At 74.8% G+C, this 15,562-nt stretch carries 11 protein-coding genes and 1 tRNA gene; all 12 read right to left on the bottom strand.

Going from position 1 to position 15,562, the window contains the following annotated elements; translation table 11 throughout:
- Positions 1-137: 137 nt before the first annotated feature.
- The 12 genes from ACI782_RS01500 to rsmA all read right to left on the bottom strand — a co-directional run bounded on the left by ACI782_RS01500 (position 138) and on the right by rsmA (position 15,530).
- Complete coding sequence (locus ACI782_RS01500; RefSeq protein ID WP_456905351.1) at positions 138-4,436, bottom strand: PKD domain-containing protein; 4,299 nt, start codon at positions 4,434-4,436, stop codon at positions 138-140.
- A gap of 235 nt (positions 4,437-4,671) precedes the next feature.
- The gene (locus ACI782_RS01495) at positions 4,672-5,346 is read right to left on the bottom strand and encodes a hypothetical protein (RefSeq protein WP_456905349.1); all 675 of its coding nucleotides are present in this window, start codon (positions 5,344-5,346) and stop codon (positions 4,672-4,674) included.
- On the bottom strand, positions 5,343-6,104 hold the full coding sequence (locus ACI782_RS01490; RefSeq protein ID WP_456905348.1) for a CDP-alcohol phosphatidyltransferase family protein: 762 nt from the start codon (positions 6,102-6,104) through the stop codon (positions 5,343-5,345). Before ACI782_RS01490 ends, ACI782_RS01495 begins: the two co-directional genes overlap by 4 nt.
- Positions 6,101-7,354, bottom strand: coding sequence for a DUF1972 domain-containing protein (locus tag ACI782_RS01485; RefSeq protein ID WP_456905346.1), 1,254 nt, complete (start codon positions 7,352-7,354; stop codon positions 6,101-6,103). The genes ACI782_RS01490 and ACI782_RS01485 overlap by 4 nt, the downstream gene beginning before the upstream one ends.
- 355 nt (positions 7,355-7,709) lie before the next feature.
- A complete protein-coding gene (locus tag ACI782_RS01480; RefSeq protein ID WP_456905344.1) occupies positions 7,710-9,128 on the bottom strand; it encodes a sugar transferase in 1,419 nt (472 codons plus the stop codon).
- A gap of 274 nt (positions 9,129-9,402) precedes the next feature.
- Positions 9,403-9,990, bottom strand: a complete 588-nt coding sequence (gene pth, locus ACI782_RS01475) for an aminoacyl-tRNA hydrolase (protein ID WP_456905342.1) — start codon at positions 9,988-9,990, stop codon at positions 9,403-9,405.
- A gap of 62 nt (positions 9,991-10,052) precedes the next feature.
- Positions 10,053-10,766, bottom strand: a complete 714-nt coding sequence (locus ACI782_RS01470) for a 50S ribosomal protein L25/general stress protein Ctc (RefSeq protein ID WP_456905340.1) — start codon at positions 10,764-10,766, stop codon at positions 10,053-10,055.
- Between the two features lie 299 nt (positions 10,767-11,065).
- Entirely contained in the window at positions 11,066-12,046 is a 981-nt protein-coding gene (locus ACI782_RS01465; protein WP_456905338.1) for a ribose-phosphate diphosphokinase, read from the bottom strand.
- Between the two features lie 45 nt (positions 12,047-12,091).
- The gene (glmU, locus tag ACI782_RS01460) at positions 12,092-13,570 is read right to left on the bottom strand and encodes a bifunctional UDP-N-acetylglucosamine diphosphorylase/glucosamine-1-phosphate N-acetyltransferase GlmU (protein WP_456905336.1); all 1,479 of its coding nucleotides are present in this window, start codon (positions 13,568-13,570) and stop codon (positions 12,092-12,094) included.
- A gap of 52 nt (positions 13,571-13,622) precedes the next feature.
- Positions 13,623-13,695, bottom strand: a tRNA-Gln gene (locus ACI782_RS01455).
- Positions 13,696-13,842: 147 nt separating this feature from the next.
- Positions 13,843-14,802 carry a 4-(cytidine 5'-diphospho)-2-C-methyl-D-erythritol kinase gene (locus ACI782_RS01450; protein ID WP_456905334.1) on the bottom strand — a complete coding sequence of 320 codons (960 nt, stop codon included), beginning with the start codon at positions 14,800-14,802 and terminating at the stop codon, positions 13,843-13,845.
- The gene (rsmA, locus tag ACI782_RS01445; RefSeq protein WP_456905332.1) at positions 14,799-15,530 is read right to left on the bottom strand and encodes a 16S rRNA (adenine(1518)-N(6)/adenine(1519)-N(6))-dimethyltransferase RsmA; all 732 of its coding nucleotides are present in this window, start codon (positions 15,528-15,530) and stop codon (positions 14,799-14,801) included. Before rsmA ends, ACI782_RS01450 begins: the two co-directional genes overlap by 4 nt.
- Positions 15,531-15,562: the final 32 nt, after the last annotated feature.

Raw genomic sequence — 15,562 nt, 5'->3', positions numbered from 1 at the left:
CGCCCACCGCGGAGCGGCGGACGGGGCTGCTGCAGCCTCGGCCACGACAGGTGATGCGACGGTCACCCTGGGATGATCACGGTCCGGGTACGGCGCCGGCACGGCTGTGCCGGCGCCGCTCACCCGAGTTGGGGTGGTCAGCCGGCCTGCGGCGCGGTCCCGACGGGACCTGCCCACAGGTCGTCGACCCGGACCGTGGAGGCCCGCGTGGCGCTGCCCGAGACGTACTCGTACAGGTAGAGCGCGCCCGGCCGCTGCAGGGCCGCCGTGCTGTCGGTCCCCGTCAGCAGCCAGCCCGCGGGCTCGGCGGTCCCGGTCGCCCACAGCTTGGCCCGCAGCGTCGTCGTCCCGGTGCCCTCCGTCTCGAACCGCACCGTCAGCGACTGCCCCGCCGTGTACCTGGTGGGCAGCGTCGTCCCGGCCAGGATCGTGTCGGTGTCGTCGACCGACCGGGTCAGCATGACCTCGACCTGGCCGTCGGAGCGGTACCGCAGCGTGACCCGGTGGTCGGTCGTGCCCACGTGGCGCGTGGCCAGGCTGACGTAGGTACCCCCACCCGTTGCCAGCTGCGGCAGGGTGAGCGTCGCCTGCACGGCCACGTCGGTCTCCGAGAGGTCCCCGAGCAGCGCCGAGGCCTCCCGCGCGGCGGTGGCGGTCAGCTGGCCGGCACCACCGGTGACCGACGCGGTGCCCGTCGTCGTCCAGGCCCCGCCACGGTCGGCGGCCCCCCAGCCGGAGGACACCTCCCGGCCGAAGGCGTCGCTGGCCAGCGCAGTGTCCGGCTGCGGCTCGGGCTGGGGCTGCGGCTCGGGCTGGGGCTGCGGCTCGGGCTGGGGCTCCGGCTGCGGAGCCGGAGCGGTCACGACCACCGTGCGGGTGGCCGTCCCGGTCGCCCCGTCGTCGTCGCTCACCGTCAGGCGCACGGTGTAGGAGCCCGCCGCCGCGTAGGTGTGCGACGCGGTCGCCCCGGTGCCCGTGGACCCGTCACCGAAGTCCCACGCGTGGGAGGCGACCCGGCCGTCGGCGTCGGCCGAAGCCGAGCCGTCGACCGCGACCGTCAGGTCGGCCGGGGTGGCGGTGAACGACGCCGTCGGCGCCTGGTTGGCCGGAGCAGGGTCGACCGGGGTACCGGGCTCCTGGTCCGGCTGGCCCGGAGCGGTGCCGGCGGCCCCGACCCACAGGTCGTCGACCCGGACCGTGGAGGCCCGCGTGGCGCTGCCCGAGACGTACTCGTACAGGTAGAGCGCGCCCGGCCGCTGCAGGGCCGCCGTGCTGTCGGTCTCGGTCACCAGCCAGCCCGCGGGCTCGGCGGTCCCGGTCGCCCACAGCTTGGCCCGCAGCGTCGTCGTCCCGGTGCCCTCGGCGTCGAACCGCACCGTCAGCGACTGCCCCGCCGTGTACCCGCCCGGCAGCGTCGTCCCGGCCAGGATCGTCTCCACGTCGTTGACGTACCGGGCGAGCATGACCTCGACCTGGCGGTCAGAGCGGTACCGCAGCAGCACGCGGTAGTCGCTCGTGCCCACGGTGCGGGTGGCCAGGCTGACGTACGTGCCGCCGCCGGTCGCCACCTCGGGGAGCACCAGCTCCGCCTGGACGCCGGTGTCCAGCGCGGACACCTCACGGAGCAGGGCGTCGGCGCTCTGGCGGGGGGCGCCGGTCAGCTGACCGGTCCCGCCGGCGACCGACGTCGCGCCGTTCGTCGTCCAGGCCCCGCCGCGGTCGGCGGTGCCCCAGCCGGAGGCCACGGTCCGCTCGAAGGCGTCGGCGGCCAGCGCGCCGTTCCCCGGCTGCGGCTGCGGCTCCGGCTCCGGCTGCGGCGCCGGCGCGGAGACCGTGACGTCCCGGGTGACGGTGCTCGTGGCACCCCGGTCGTCGGTGACCGTCAGGCGCACGGTGTAGGTACCCGCCGCCGCGTAGGTGTGCGACGCGGTCGCACCCGTGCCGGTGCCGCCGTCGCCGAACTCCCACGCGTGGGAGGCCACCCGGCCGTCGGCGTCGGCCGACGCCGCCCCGTCCACCGACACCGTCAGGTCCGCCACCGACGAGGTGAAGGCCGCCGTCGGCGCGGTGTTGGGCACCTGGCCGGTGCGCGCCACCGTGTTGTGCTCGGCCACCTGCTCGGCGGTCAGCGCGGTGGGGTACACGGCGACCTCGTCGATGCGACCGGCGAACCAGTTGCTGCCGTTGCCGCTCCACACCGTGTCGCCGCCGATCCGCCAGTAGCCGGTGAGCTTCCGGCCGCTGTTGCCGTCGGCGCGGGTGCCGACCTGGACCCCGTCCACGTACAGCGTCAGCCCCTGCGGGCTCACCGTCCCGACCGCGTGGTGCCACTGACCGTCGTTGTAGGCGGCAGTGCTGCGGACGATCTTCTGTCCACCCAGGTACACCCCGAACCCGATCCGCCCGGCGGTGTCCATGAACACTTCGCGGTCGTGCAGGAAGCTGGTGCCGGTCGCACTGTCCCCCATCCCGACGATCTTGCCGCCGGCCGTCGAGGTCGTCTGGAACCACGCCTCCACCGAGAAGACGTTCGGGCCGGTGACCGCGGTGGTGGTGGACAGGAAACCGGTGGAGGAGCCGTTGAAGGCGAACGCGGTGCCCTCGTCACCGGCGATGGCGCCGCCCTGGTCGCGGGTGACCCCGGAGTTGATGGTCGTGTCCAGGGTGCCGACCCGGTCGTAGGCGGTCGGGCCGGACGTCTCACCGAGCGACCAGTGCGCGCCCGCGCCGTCGGCAGCGACCAGGGCGGCGTACGGCCCCGAGGGGCTGCTGTTGGCGGCGCCCACCGTGGCGGTGGCCCAGCTGGAGGCCAGCTCGTTGCCGGCCGCGTCGCCGGCCACGACCAGGTACCGGTGCGAGCCGGCGGCGGCCCCGGTGTCCGAGCAGGCGTAGGTGGGCAGGTCCCACCACCGCGACGGCCGGGTGACCTCGCAGACCGGCGCGGAGTCCGCGTCGTCCCGGTACACCCGGTAGGTGAGGTGCTCGTTGTCCCGGTCGTGCACGGCCTTCCACGACACACGCACGGCGCCGATGACCGCGCTGACGGTCGGGGTGAAGGTGCCGGTCGCGCGCGGGCCCACCTTGTTCGGCGCGAGGGCCGGGACGGCGAAGCGGACCAGGCCCTGCTGCTCGCTGCCGTTCACGCCGGGGAACTCACCGCCGTAGACGACGTACTGGCTGTTGCCGGTGACGCTCCAGCCGGCCTGGAACTGACCGGTGTAGGTGCCGGCGTAGAAGGTCGGGAACCACGGCAGCAGCGACGGAGCGGGCTTGCCGGTGAGCTTCGCCGAGCGGTTCCCGACCGTGCCGGTGGCGGCCAGGCTCACCGCGGTGCCGAACTGGTTGACCCGCGGGTTCTGCTCCGGGTAGCCCCCGATGGTGCTGCAGTCGTGGGCGTGCGTGGCCATGTAGAGCACACCGTTCGACGGGAAGCTCGAGTACGTGTCACCACGGCAGTCGTTGATCCACTGGACCTGCCCGCCGTTCGCGGTGACCTTGAACGAGCCCTCGAGGTTGCCGGGGCCGTTGTAGTTGTAGGCGGTCCCGTACACGGAGGTGCCGTCGTTGGTGAGGCTGTAGACGGCGGAGTTCCCACCCTGGTTGGTGACCACCTGGTTCACCGCGAACGACTTGGTCGCACCGGACGCGGCGTCCACCGCGCCGACCCCGACCGCGGCGGTCCCGTTGATGGTGCCGAACCGGCCACCGAGGACCACCTGGCTGCCGCCGCCGGTCACCGTCAGGGCCATGACCTCGGTGCTGGGCGGCGTGACGGCCCCGGCACCCAGCTTCGGGTACCACGTCTGCAGGGCGCCGTTGCTGGCGGCCACCGCCGCGATGTTCTTGCGAGCCGTCCCACCGACCGCGGTGAACCAGCCGCCGGCGTACACCTTGTCGTTGGTGGCGGCCAGCGCGGTCACCCGGCTGTTGAAGGCCGGCCGGAAGGTGCTGATCAGCTGCCCGGTCGCCGTGCTGTAGGCGGCCATGCCGGAGCGGGTTTGGCCGTCGGCCCGGGTGAAGTCACCACCCACGTAGATGCGGGACCCGTCGGGCGAGGCGGTCACGGCCAGCGCCTGGGCGTCGAGGCTGGGCGCGAAGGAGGTGACCAGCTGGCCGGTGCGGATGTCGTAGGCCAGCAGGTTGTTCCGCACCACCTCCTGCGTGCCGGGTGCGGCACCCGCCGGGCGGGCGCGGGTGAAGCTGCCCGCGACGTAGACGGTGTTGCCGACGACGGCCTGCGACCACGCGACACCGTTGATCTGGACGGTGGGCAGCGGGTCGGCGGTCACGGTCGCCGGGGTGGCCGGGTTCGCCGGGTCCAGCGGCGCGGTGTCGGCCAGCGCCGGTGCCGACAGTGTCACCGTGCCGACCCCCACCAGGAGGCTGACGAGGCCGGCCAGGAGGGACTTCCCCCAGGCGGCCAATAGTGCAGACATGCGAATTCCCCCGCTCGTGCCATCACGATTCGCCGGCCTCCACGGACCAGCAGGCGGACACTAAGCGTGACGAGAAGGAGCCTGCGATCCCCCGAACCGGTGACGAAGCCCAGCTCAGCGACGAGCACTCTCAGTAGTTCATCACTCTGGGTGAGGCCCGAGCCGATCTCCCCAACGCCTGCAGGGCCCCGGCGTCCGCCGGGGCCCTGCAGGTGGAGCTGTGGAGTGCGAGAGGTCAGCCAGCGGCCCCGGTGAAGACCAGGAACGGAGCGCCGGCCCGGTAGCCGACGGTGAGCGTCACGACGTCGCGGGCGTCCGCCGGCACGGTGAAGACGTACACGCCCTCGGCCGCCTCGCCGGGCGCCAGCGTGCCCGTGAACGGGACGCGGGAGGCGTCCTGCAGCGGCGAGGCCGGCGTGCCGTCCGTGCCGTGGGTCAGGTTGACGACCACGAGGTCCAGCGCCAAGGGCTCGTCGGTCCCGTTCTCCAGGCGCACGGTGGCACGCAGCGCGGCTCCGGCGATGTTGCCCGGACCCTGCGCGGTCCCGTCGATCGCCTCGAGGGACACCACCTGCGCGCTGACCCCGTCCGCGCCGGAGGCCTCCTCGTCGAGTGCGACCGCCGGCAGAGCGGGTGGCAGCTCGGAGGCGTCGCCGGTCGGCGCGGCCTGCTCCGGCGTCCCCGGCGCGGGCTCCTCCGGAGGTGTCGCGGAACCGGGTGCGGCGGAGCTGCTCGTGCCGGCGGGGGCCGACGTCGCCGTCCCGGCCGCCGCCACGTTGCCGGCTCCGTCGCCACCGCGCAGGGCCAGCCCCAGGAGGACCACGGCCAGCGCGACCAGCGCCGCGACCGCACCACCGATCACCCTGCGCCGGCGGAACGGCGCCGGCCGGCTGTCGTCAGGAGAACTCATCGCGGCAACCTGCCCATCTCTCGATACCACGTGACCGATCCCAGCCCCAGGTGCGCCGCCGTCGCGAGGAGGAGCACGCCGTAGCCGGCCAGGAAGACCGTCGGCGCGCCCAGCAGCAGGAACGACAGGCAGAGCACCCCGTAGTCGGTCGGGAGGTTCACCAGCGACCGCCGGAGCCCGGGGGCCGGGCCGGAGGGCTGGGCGCGGGTGGCGACGCCGTGCTGGGCACGCAGCGCCTCGTTCAGCATCATCGCGAAGAAGAGCGCGCCGTCGGCGATGCAGTAGCCGATCGGGACGAGCAGCAGCGCGCTGGTCTCGACGGCCTCGAACCGGAAGAGCCCCACCAGGACGGCGAGGTGGAGGCTCAGCAGCTTGACCGCGTCCACCATGTGGTCGAGCCACTCCCCCGCCGGCGAGCCGCCGCCGCGCAGCCGGGCGAGTTGCCCGTCCGCGGAGTCGAGCGCGTACCCGATCAGCAGGCAGGCCGTGACCGCCGTCCCGGCGAGCCAGGACGGTGGGACGAGGACGAGCAGCGCGATCCCGGTGGCGGTGAACGCGGCGCTGATGCCGGTCACCGCGTTCGGGGTGAGCCCGGCGTGGAAGGCCACCGCGGCGAACAACCGGCCGAGCCTGCGGTTGACGAAGCGCGAGTACGCGGGCGCACCCGCGGCGCCCTTCTGCGCGGCCGACAGCCGGGCGACGGTGGCCCGCAGGCTCTCGCCGGCCGGGGCGGCGGGGCGCTCGACGGTGGCGGTCACTGCTGCCCCGCCGGCAGCTGCTCGGCCACCGGGGGGGTGGCGGGTGCGGGCACCCGCACGACGTCGGCCGGCAGCGGAGCGCGGTGGGTGACCGGCCGGTCGGCGGCCGTCGGACGACGGCGGCCGGAGGGCCGGCGCCGAGGGAACCGCCGCGCGGCCAGCGCGCGGGCCAGCTCCTCGTAGCCGGCGGCGACGTCGTCCCAGTCGTAGCCGCGGGCCAGCTCGCGGGCCCGCTCCCCGGCGCGGACCGTCCCCTCCGGGTCGGCCTCCACCGCCACCACCTCGCGCGCGACGTCGGCGGGCGTGAGGAAGAAGCGGCCGGTGTCGGCCACGACCTCACGGTTGAAGTCGACGTCGAAGGCGGTGACCGCCGCGCCGGCGCCGATGGCGCGCAGCAGCGAGGGGTTGGTGCCGCCGACCGAGTGGCCGTGCAGGTAGGTGCAGCAGTTCGCGTAGAGCTGGTCGAGCAGCTCCTGGTCCCAGACGCCGCCGAGGAAGCGCACCCGCCCGTCGGCGAGGGCGTGCACGCGGCGGGTGTACTCGTCGGCGTAGGGCGCGGACCCGACCACGACCAGCGGCTCGCGCGCGGCGCTGGCGGCGTACCCCTCGACGATGACGTCGACGTGGTTCTCCGGCTCGAAGCGGGCGACCACGAGGTGGTACCCGCGCGGCTCCAGGTCGAGCTCGGCGAGCCGGTCGGACCCGGGCTCGATGAGCGGCGCGCCGTAGGAGAGCAGCGTGGTGGGCGCGGCGAACGCGTCTCGGTAGTAGTCGGCGATGCCCTGGGCGTCGGCGATGAGCGCGTCGGACCAGCGGACGGCGAGCGCCTCCGCGACCCGGTAGTAGCGGCGGCCGACCGGGCCCCACTTGGCCCGCTTCCACTCCAGGCCGTCCACGTGCGTGGCGACCGGGATCCGGGCGGCGCGCAGGGCCGGCAGCAGCGGCGAGTTGGCGGCGTTGAAGACGATCGCGGCGTCGGTCCGGTGGGTGAGCACGTGCCGCACCGACAGCGCGGTGTGGCTCAGCGTCTCCAGCGAGCGCTTGCGCGCGGCGGGCAGGTGCACGAGCTCCATGCCCAGGTGCTCCGCCGGCGGCGGCTCCTCGGCACCGGGCACGGTGCGGCAGTAGACGACGACGCGGTGTCCCCGGTCGGCCAGCCGGCGGCCGACCTCCTCGACGGCGGTCTCGAAGCCGCCGTAGCGGGCGGGGACACCACGCGTGCCCACGAGGGCGATGCTCAAGCGGTCCACGGGGTCTCCGTTCCTCGGCGTCCGAGCAGCACGGCACGGCGCACAGGGCGTGCTCGTGCGATCTCTCCTGGTGAGGTTCGGCGGTGGAGGCCGCCGACGGGAGTGCAGGGCGGACGCCCTCACCCGCACGAGTCACGTGCGGGCGGCCCCTCCCAGGGCACCGTCGGCCCCGTCCCGAGGCCCGCCCCGAGCGTGCGAGGGGTCGACGGCCCCGTCCCGAGGCCCACCCCGAGCGTGCGAGGGGTCGACGGCCCCGTCCCGAGCCTCACCCCGAGCGTGCGAGGGGTGAGGAGGACGGGGTCCTTCGAGGGGTCCTTCGAGGGGTCCTTCAGGGGGCCCTTCGAGGGGTCCTTCTTCAGTAGGCGCCGGAACGGCTGAGGACGGCGCGCACCGTCTTGGCGAGGATGAGCAGGTCCATCGCCAGCGACCAGTTCTCGACGTAGCGGAGGTCCAGGCGGACGGCCTCCTCCCACGGGAGGTCGCTGCGGCCGGACACCTGCCACAGGCCGGTCAGCCCCGGCTTGACCAGCAGCCGGCGGTGCACCGAGGTGTCGTAGCGGGCCACCTCACCGGGCAGCGGCGGGCGCGGCCCCACCAGCGACATGGACCCGCCGAGCACGTTGAACAGCTGCGGCAGCTCGTCGAGCGAGAGCCGGCGCAGCAGCCGGCCCACCGGGGTGACCCGCGGGTCGACCCGCATCTTGAACAGCAGGCCATCGGAGATGTTCTGGGCCTGCAGCACGTCCACCTGGCGGTCGGCGTCGACGACCATGCTGCGGAACTTCAGCATGGTGAACGCCTGGCCGTTCACGCCCACCCGCTCCTGGCGGTAGAGGACGGGGCCCGGGCTGGTCAGCTTGATCGCGGCCGCGATGGCGAGGAGCACCGGGGCCAGCAGGACCAGGGCGAACGCAGCGGCGGCACGGTCCAGGCCACCCTTGACCACGCGGCGCCAGCCCTCGAACCGCGGCTGCTCGACCGAGAGGAGGGGCAGCCCCTCCAGGGGGCGGATGTGCAGCCGCGGCCCGGCGACCTCGATCAGGCCCGGGGCGACGAGCAGCTCGATGCCGGTCCCCTCCAGCTGCCACGACAGCTGGCGGAGGTACTGGGCGGCGGTCTCGCTGGCCGAGGTGACCGCGATGGTGTCCGCGCCGAGCCGGCCGGCCAGCGCGACGACCTCGTCCAGGGCGCCGACGGGGACGCCGGCGGTCTCGGCGACGCGGTCGCGGTCGTCGGGGGTGACGCAGGCGGCCACGACGTCCATGCCCGCGAACTGCTCGCGGCGCACCCGGCTCACCAGCTCGAGGACGGCCGAGCCGCGGCCGACGACGACCACGCGCTTGGTGCACAGCCCGCGGGCCCGCAGGGCGCGCAGGCTGCAGCGGGCGGCCCAGCGGCCGAGGAGGGTGGCCAGGGTGAGCGCCGGGACGGCGACGACGACCAGCGCCCGGCTGAGGTCGAGGGCGGCGGCGTAGGACAGGAAGCCCGCGACGGCCAGCAGCACGAAGCCGGCCTTGCCGACGGCGCGGTACTCGTCGCTGCCGGTGCCGAACACCCGCTCCGAGTGCGCGCCGGTCGCCTGCAGGAGCACCGGCCAGACGACGACGAGCGTCAGGGCGGCCCAGAACATGGACGTCGTGGGCGCGATGCCGCCGGGGGGCGTGACGAGCACCGTCGTCCCGGCCACCGCGGCGGCCAGCACCTCGAACACGATGAGCGCGAGCGAGTACCGGCCGGCCCACGCCGGCGCGCCGGCCCGTGGCCGGCTCGGCACCGCGGCTTCGGCAGCGGGCGCACGCAGCGCCGTCCCGAGACGGATCCTGGAGTGGTCCAGCAGCACGGTTTCCCCCGAACACGCGTGACGGTGTGTAGCCGGGGTCAGGCGGACGAGGGAGCCGATGAGTCTGCCATCAGCACTTTTCCCCCGTCGCGACGCTCGGCGACCCCGTCACCATCACAGGGCGTCACAGACGGGTCAATGCGGAGAGTGAGCATTCACTCGATCGGGAGGACGCGGCGTCACCCCGTCACCGGTTGGGGTGCCCGGGTCAGCTCCGGGGGTGGACGACGTTCTGCGCCGCCTCGAGGCCGCGGACCAGGAGCTCCTCGGTCGCGTCGGCCGCCTCGGCGAGGAGCAGGTCGAGCTCCTTGCGCTCGGTCGAGGAGAAGTCCTTGAGGACGAAGTCGGCGGGGTCCTGCCGGCCGGGCGGGCGGCCGATGCCGACGCGCACCCGGAGGTAGTCCTTGGTGCCGGTGGACCGGGTGATCGACCGCAGCCCGTTGTGCCCGCCCTCGCCGCCGCCGCGCTTGAGCCGCACGCTGGCGAACGGGATGTCCAGCTCGTCGTGCAGGACGACGAGGTCGGTGGCCGGGATGGAGTGGTAGTCGAGCAGGCCGCGCACGGGGCCGCCGGACTCGTTCATGTAGCTCGTGGGCCGGGCCAGCACGACCCGGCGTCCGGCCACCCGACCCTCGCCGATCAGCGTCCGCGCGCGCTTGCCCTTGCCCGGGCTGAGCTTCACCCCGGCCCGGGCGGCCAGCTCGTCGAGGACCATCGCGCCGACGTTGTGCCGGTTCCCGGCGTAGGACGGGCCCGGGTTGCCCAGCCCGACGACGAGGAAGGGTCCCTCGGACACGGCCGCAGGGGCGCCGGCATCGCCGGCGCCCCTGCGGGTCGTGCTGTCGGTCAGCGCAGGACTCAGTTCTCTGCGGACTTCTCGGCGGAGTCCATGGACTCCCCGCTGCCCTGGTCGACCGGCTCGGGGACGACGTCGCCCTCGCCGGTGCCCGCCTCGGCCGGAGCGGACTCCTCGCGCTCGATGCCGGCCTCGGCCTCGGCCTCGGCGAGCTCGGCCTCGAGGGCCTCGGCGGTCGGGGCGGCCATGACGTTGACGACCAGCGCCTCGGGGTCGCCGTGGACGGTGGCGCCGGCCGGCAGGGAGAGCTCCGCGACCGTCACGCCGTGGCCGGCCTCGCGGCCGGTGACGTCGACCTCGACGGTCTCGGGGATGTGGGTGGCCTCGGCCTCGAGCGAGACGGTGTTCAGCTCGATGCTGACCAGGGTCTCGGGAGCGGCGTCGCCGACGACGTGCACGGGCACGTCGACGGTGACCTTCTCACCGCGGCTCACGACCAGCAGGTCGACGTGCTCGTGGACGCGGGTCAGCGGGTCGCGCTGCACGGACTTGGTGAGGGCCAGCTGCTCCTTGCCGTCGAGGACGACGGTGATGAGGGCGTTGTGGCCGCCGTTGCGCAGCGCCGCGGCGAACTCGCGGGCCGGCAGGGACAGGTGCACGACGTCCTGGCCGTGCCCGTACAGGACGGCGGGGATGCGGCCGGCCCGGCGGGTACGGCGGGCGCTGCCCTTGCCGAACTCGGTGCGGGCCTCGGCGACGAGGCGGAAGTCAGCCACGGTGGTGTGCTCCTCGGGAGGTGGATCGGGTCTGCGGCCGGCACACGGCGCGGCACACCTCGGGAGGCACACGCACGTCGATCACGGAGACGGACGAACCGCTCCCTCGCCGGGCTGTGTCATGTTACCCGGCTCCGCCGGGTGACCGCGGCCAGGTGCCGTACCCCTGCGGCGCTGAGCCCCACCCGTCCGGCGTCGGGGGACCCTGCGGGCCCCCGTTCCGCCGGACCCGCTGCGCGGAGCTGGGCCCACGGCCCGCCTCGGGGAGCCCTCCGGGCCCCCTCTCGGCGGACCGTCGATCAACTGGCGCCGTCGAAGAGGCTCGTCACCGAGCCGTCCTCGAAGACCTCCTTGATCGCCCGGGCCAGCAGCGGGGCGATGGAGAGCACGGTGAGCTTGTCGAACTGGCGGGCCGGCTCGATGGGCAGCGTGTTCGTGACGATGACCTCGCTGACCCGGCTGTTCTTCAGCCGGTCCACCGCGGGGCCGGACAGCACGCCGTGGGTCGCGGTGACGATGACGTCGGCCGCGCCGGCGTCGAACAGCGTCTCGGCGGCCTTCACGATGGTGCCGCCGGTGTCGATCATGTCGTCGACCAGGATGCAGACCCGGCCCTCGACCTCGCCGACGACACGGTTGGCGACGACCTCGTTGGGGCGCATCGGGTCGCGGGTCTTGTGGATGAAGGCCAGCGGGACCCCGCCGAGCTTGTCGGTCCACCGCTCGGCGACGCGCACCCGGCCGGAGTCGGGCGAGACGACGGTGATGTCCCGGTCGCCCCACCGCTCGCAGACGTGCGACACCAGCAGGTCGAGGGCGAACAGGTGGTCGACCGGGCCGTCGAAGAAGCCCTGGATCTGGGCGGTGTGCAGGTCGACGGTCATCAGCCGGTCGGCGCCGGCGGTCTTGAACAGGTCGGCGACCAGGCGGGCGGAGATGGGCTCGCGGCCGCGGTGCTTCTTGTCCTGACGGGCGTAGGGGAAGAACGGGGCGACGACGGTGATCCGCTTGGCCGACGCCCGCTTGAGGGCGTCCACCATGATCAGCTGCTCCATGAGCCACGTGTTGAGCGGCGCCGTGTGGCTCTGCACCACGAAGGCGTCGCAGCCGCGTACCGACTCCTCGAAGCGCACGAACAGCTCACCGTTGGCGAACTCGTAAGCCGCCGTCGGCGTCGGGGTCACCCCGAGGTGCCCGGCGATCTCGTCGGCCAACGCCGGGTAGGCCCGGCCGGAGAACAGCATCAGGCTCTTGCTCGGTGTCTGCCGGATGGCGCTCATCGGCTCAGCTACCCCTGTGGTCGAAGTTCGTCGCCGGTCGCCGCTCTACTCGGACCCCGTCGTCCCAGTGTCGGGCGCTGCCTCGGCCCCTGCATCCCCGGCCGCCTCGGCGGCCTTGGCGGCGGCCGTCCCCGGACGCCGCCGCTGCACCCAGCCTCCCACATTGCGCTGACGCGCCCGCGCGACGGCCATCGTCCCCGGCGGGACGTCGGCGGTGATCACCGACCCCGCCGCGGTGTAGGCGCCGTCCCCCACGGTGACCGGAGCGACGAGCATGGTGTCGGAGCCGATGCGCACGTGGTCCCCGACCGTCGTGTGGTGCTTGGCCACGCCGTCGTAGTTGACGAACACCGTCGCGGCGCCGATGTTCGCGCCCCGGCCGATGGTGGCGTCACCGACGTAGGACAGGTGCGGCACCTTGGACCCCTGGCCGAGCTGCACGTTCTTGGTCTCCACGAAGGCGCCGACCTTGGAGCCCGCGCCCAGGCGGGTGCCGGGCCGCAGGTAGCTGAACGGCCCGACGGTGGCCTCCGGGCCGACGACCGCCCCGAGGACGTGCGACCGCACGACACTGGCGCCCTCCCCCACCGCGGTGTCGCGCAGCGTGCTGTCCGGGCCGACGACCGCGCCGGATGCGACGGAGGTGCTCCCCTGCAGTTGCACGCCCGGCTCGAGAACCGCGTCGGGCTCGACGCTGACGGTGACGTCGACCCAGGTGGTCGCCGGGTCGACGACGGTGACGCCGGAGCGCATCAGGTCGTCGAGCACCCGGTCGTTGAGGGTGCGCCGCCGGGCGGCGAGCTCACGGCGGTCGTTGCAGCCCAGGACGTCGACGGGGTCCTCCGCGCGGGCGCCGCCGACCCGGGCGCCCTCGGCGACGAGCAGGCCCAGGACGTCGGTGAGGTACTGCTCACCCTGGTCGTTGTCCTCCCCCAGCCCACCGAGGGCCCGGCGGAGAGCCGCGGCGTCGCCCACGTAGACGCCGGCGTTGATCTCCCGGATCGCGCGCTGCTCGTCGGTCGCGTCGCGCTGCTCCACGATGGCGGTCACCGCGCCGTCGGCGTCCCGGACGATCCGGCCGAGCCCGGTGGGGTCGTCGACCTCGGCGGTGAGGACGGTCAGCACGTTGCCCGCGCCGCGGTGCTCGTCGACCAGCGCGGTGATGGTCTCCGTCCGCAGCAGGGGCGCGTCGCCGTTGACGATGAGCACCGGCCCGTCGACCTCCGGGACGGCGTCCAGCGCGACGGCGGCGGCGTGCCCGGACCCGCGCTGCTCGGCCTGGAACACCGGCCGCGCGGCGGGCGCGAGCGTGGCGAGGTGCTCCTCGACCTGCTCCCGGCCCGCGCCGACGACCACGACGGTGTGCGCAGCCGACAGCGGCTCGGCCGCGGCCAGCACGTGCCCGAGCATGCTGCGCCCGCACAGGGTGTGCAGCACCTTCGGCGTCGACGACTTCATGCGGGTGCCCTGTCCGGCGGCCAGGACCACGACGGCGGCGACGGACGGTGCGGGTGGAACGGTCACGGATCTCCTCGTGCCTGGAGTGTCGAGGTGCACAGACCTCGGGGCTGCATCGCTGGGGGACTCGGACTCGAACCGAGACTTCCCGGCTCCAAAGGCCGGCGGGCTGCCGATTACCCCATCCCCCACTGCGGTGTCGCCGGTGCCCCGGCGGCACGGACGCCGGTCGGCGTCCCCCTGGAGACTAGGGTGCCCCCTCCGTCCCGGCACCGGCCGCCCGCCCGGCGGCGGCCACCCGACCGGGCGACCCCGTGGCCCCCGTGCAGGGGCCCGCGTCAGCCGACGAGCCGGGCTCCGGACACCGGGCCGTGCACCGCCCGCACCGTGCGGTAGACCCCCTCACCGGCCAGGACGGCGGCCAGGCGCACCGCCGCCTCCTGGTCCTCGGTCAGGGCGGCGATCGTCGGGCCCGACCCGCTGACGATCGCCCCCGCCGCGCCGGCATCGGTGGCCGCGCGCAACCCGCGGCGCAGCGCCGGCCGCAGCGACAGCGCGGCCGGCTGGAGGTCGTTGGCGAGCGCGGCGGCCAGCGTGGGCGTCGGGCCGCTGCGCAGTGCCGCGATGACCGGCTCGACGGGGTCGAGGTCCTCCCCGTCGGGGACCCGGCCCTCGGCCCGCAGCCGGTCCAGCTCCGCGTAGACCGCCGGGGTGGACAGCCCCTCGCCGGCGATGCCCAGCACCCAGTCCCAGCGCTGCCGCGCGAGCACCGGGGAGAGCTGCTCGCCGTGCCCGGAGCCGAGGGCCACCCCGCCGTGCAGGCTGAACGGGACGTCGCTGCCCAGCTGCGCGGCCAGCGCGGCGAGCTCGCCGCGGGTGGCGTGGGTGCCCCACAGCGCGTCGAGGGCGACCAGGGCGGCCGCGGCGTCCGCGCTGCCCCCGGCCAGCCCCGCCGCGGCCGGGATCGCCTTGTCGATGGCGATGGCGGCGTCGGCCGGCACCCCGGCGCGCTCGGCCAGGAGCTCGGCGGCACGCCACACGAGGTTGCGCCGGTCGGTGGGGACCGCCTCGGCCCCCGCCGTCCCCTCCCCGGTCACGGTGACGGTGAGGCCCCTGCCCGGGCGCACGGTCACCGTGTCGAACAGCGAGACCGCGAGGTAGACGGTGCGCAGCTCGTGGAACCCGTCGGGCCGCAGGGGGCCGACGCCGAGGTGCACGTTGACCTTGGCCGGCGCCCGCGCCACGACCGCGCCGTCACCGGCCAGCCGTCCCGGCCCGCCGGGTGAGGACCAGCTCATGCCGGCTCCCCCGGCTCGGTGGCGGCCAGCCGGGTGAAGTCGCCGACCGACAGCTGCTCGCCGCGGGTCGCCGGGTCGATGCCCGCCGCGCGCAGCCGGGCCTCGGCGGCCGCGGGGCTGCCGGCCCAGCGCGTCAGCGCCGCACGCAGCCCCTTGCGGCGGGTGGCGAAGGCGGCGTCGACGACGGCGAAGGTGGCGGCCCGGTCACCCGGCGGCGGGGGCCGGCGCACCAGCGAGACCAGCCCGGAGTCGACGTTGGGCTCGGGCCAGAACACCCGGCGTCCGACGTTCCCCGCGCGCCGGACCTCGCCGTACCAGGCGGCCTTGACCGACGGCACGCCGTAGGCGGCCGACCCGGGGGCGGCGGCCAGCCGCTCGGCGACCTCGGCCTGGACCAGCACCAGGGCGCGGCGCAGCGTGGGCAGCAGCTCGAGCAGGTTCAGCAGGACGGGCACCGCCACGTTGTACGGCAGGTTGGCGACCAGCGCCGTGGGAGTCGGGCCGGGCAGCTCGCGGACCCGCAGCGCGTCGGCCTCGACGACGGTCAGCCGGTCGGCCAGCGACGGCAGCCGCTCGGCCACCGTCCGCGGCAGCCGGGCCGCCAGCCGGGGGTCGATCTCGACAGCGGTCACGTGCGCGGCCACCGGGAGCAGCCCGAGGGTGAGCGAGCCGAGTCCGGGGCCGACCTCCAGGACGACGTCCTCGGCGGTCAGCTCGGCGGTGCGCACGATCCGCCGGATGGTGTTGGCGTCGTGCAGGA

The organism is Geodermatophilus sp. SYSU D00703 (genome assembly GCF_054050155.1).
The sequence above is the reverse complement of the archived record's forward strand: the minus strand, read 5'-3'. Positions and strand labels throughout refer to the sequence as shown.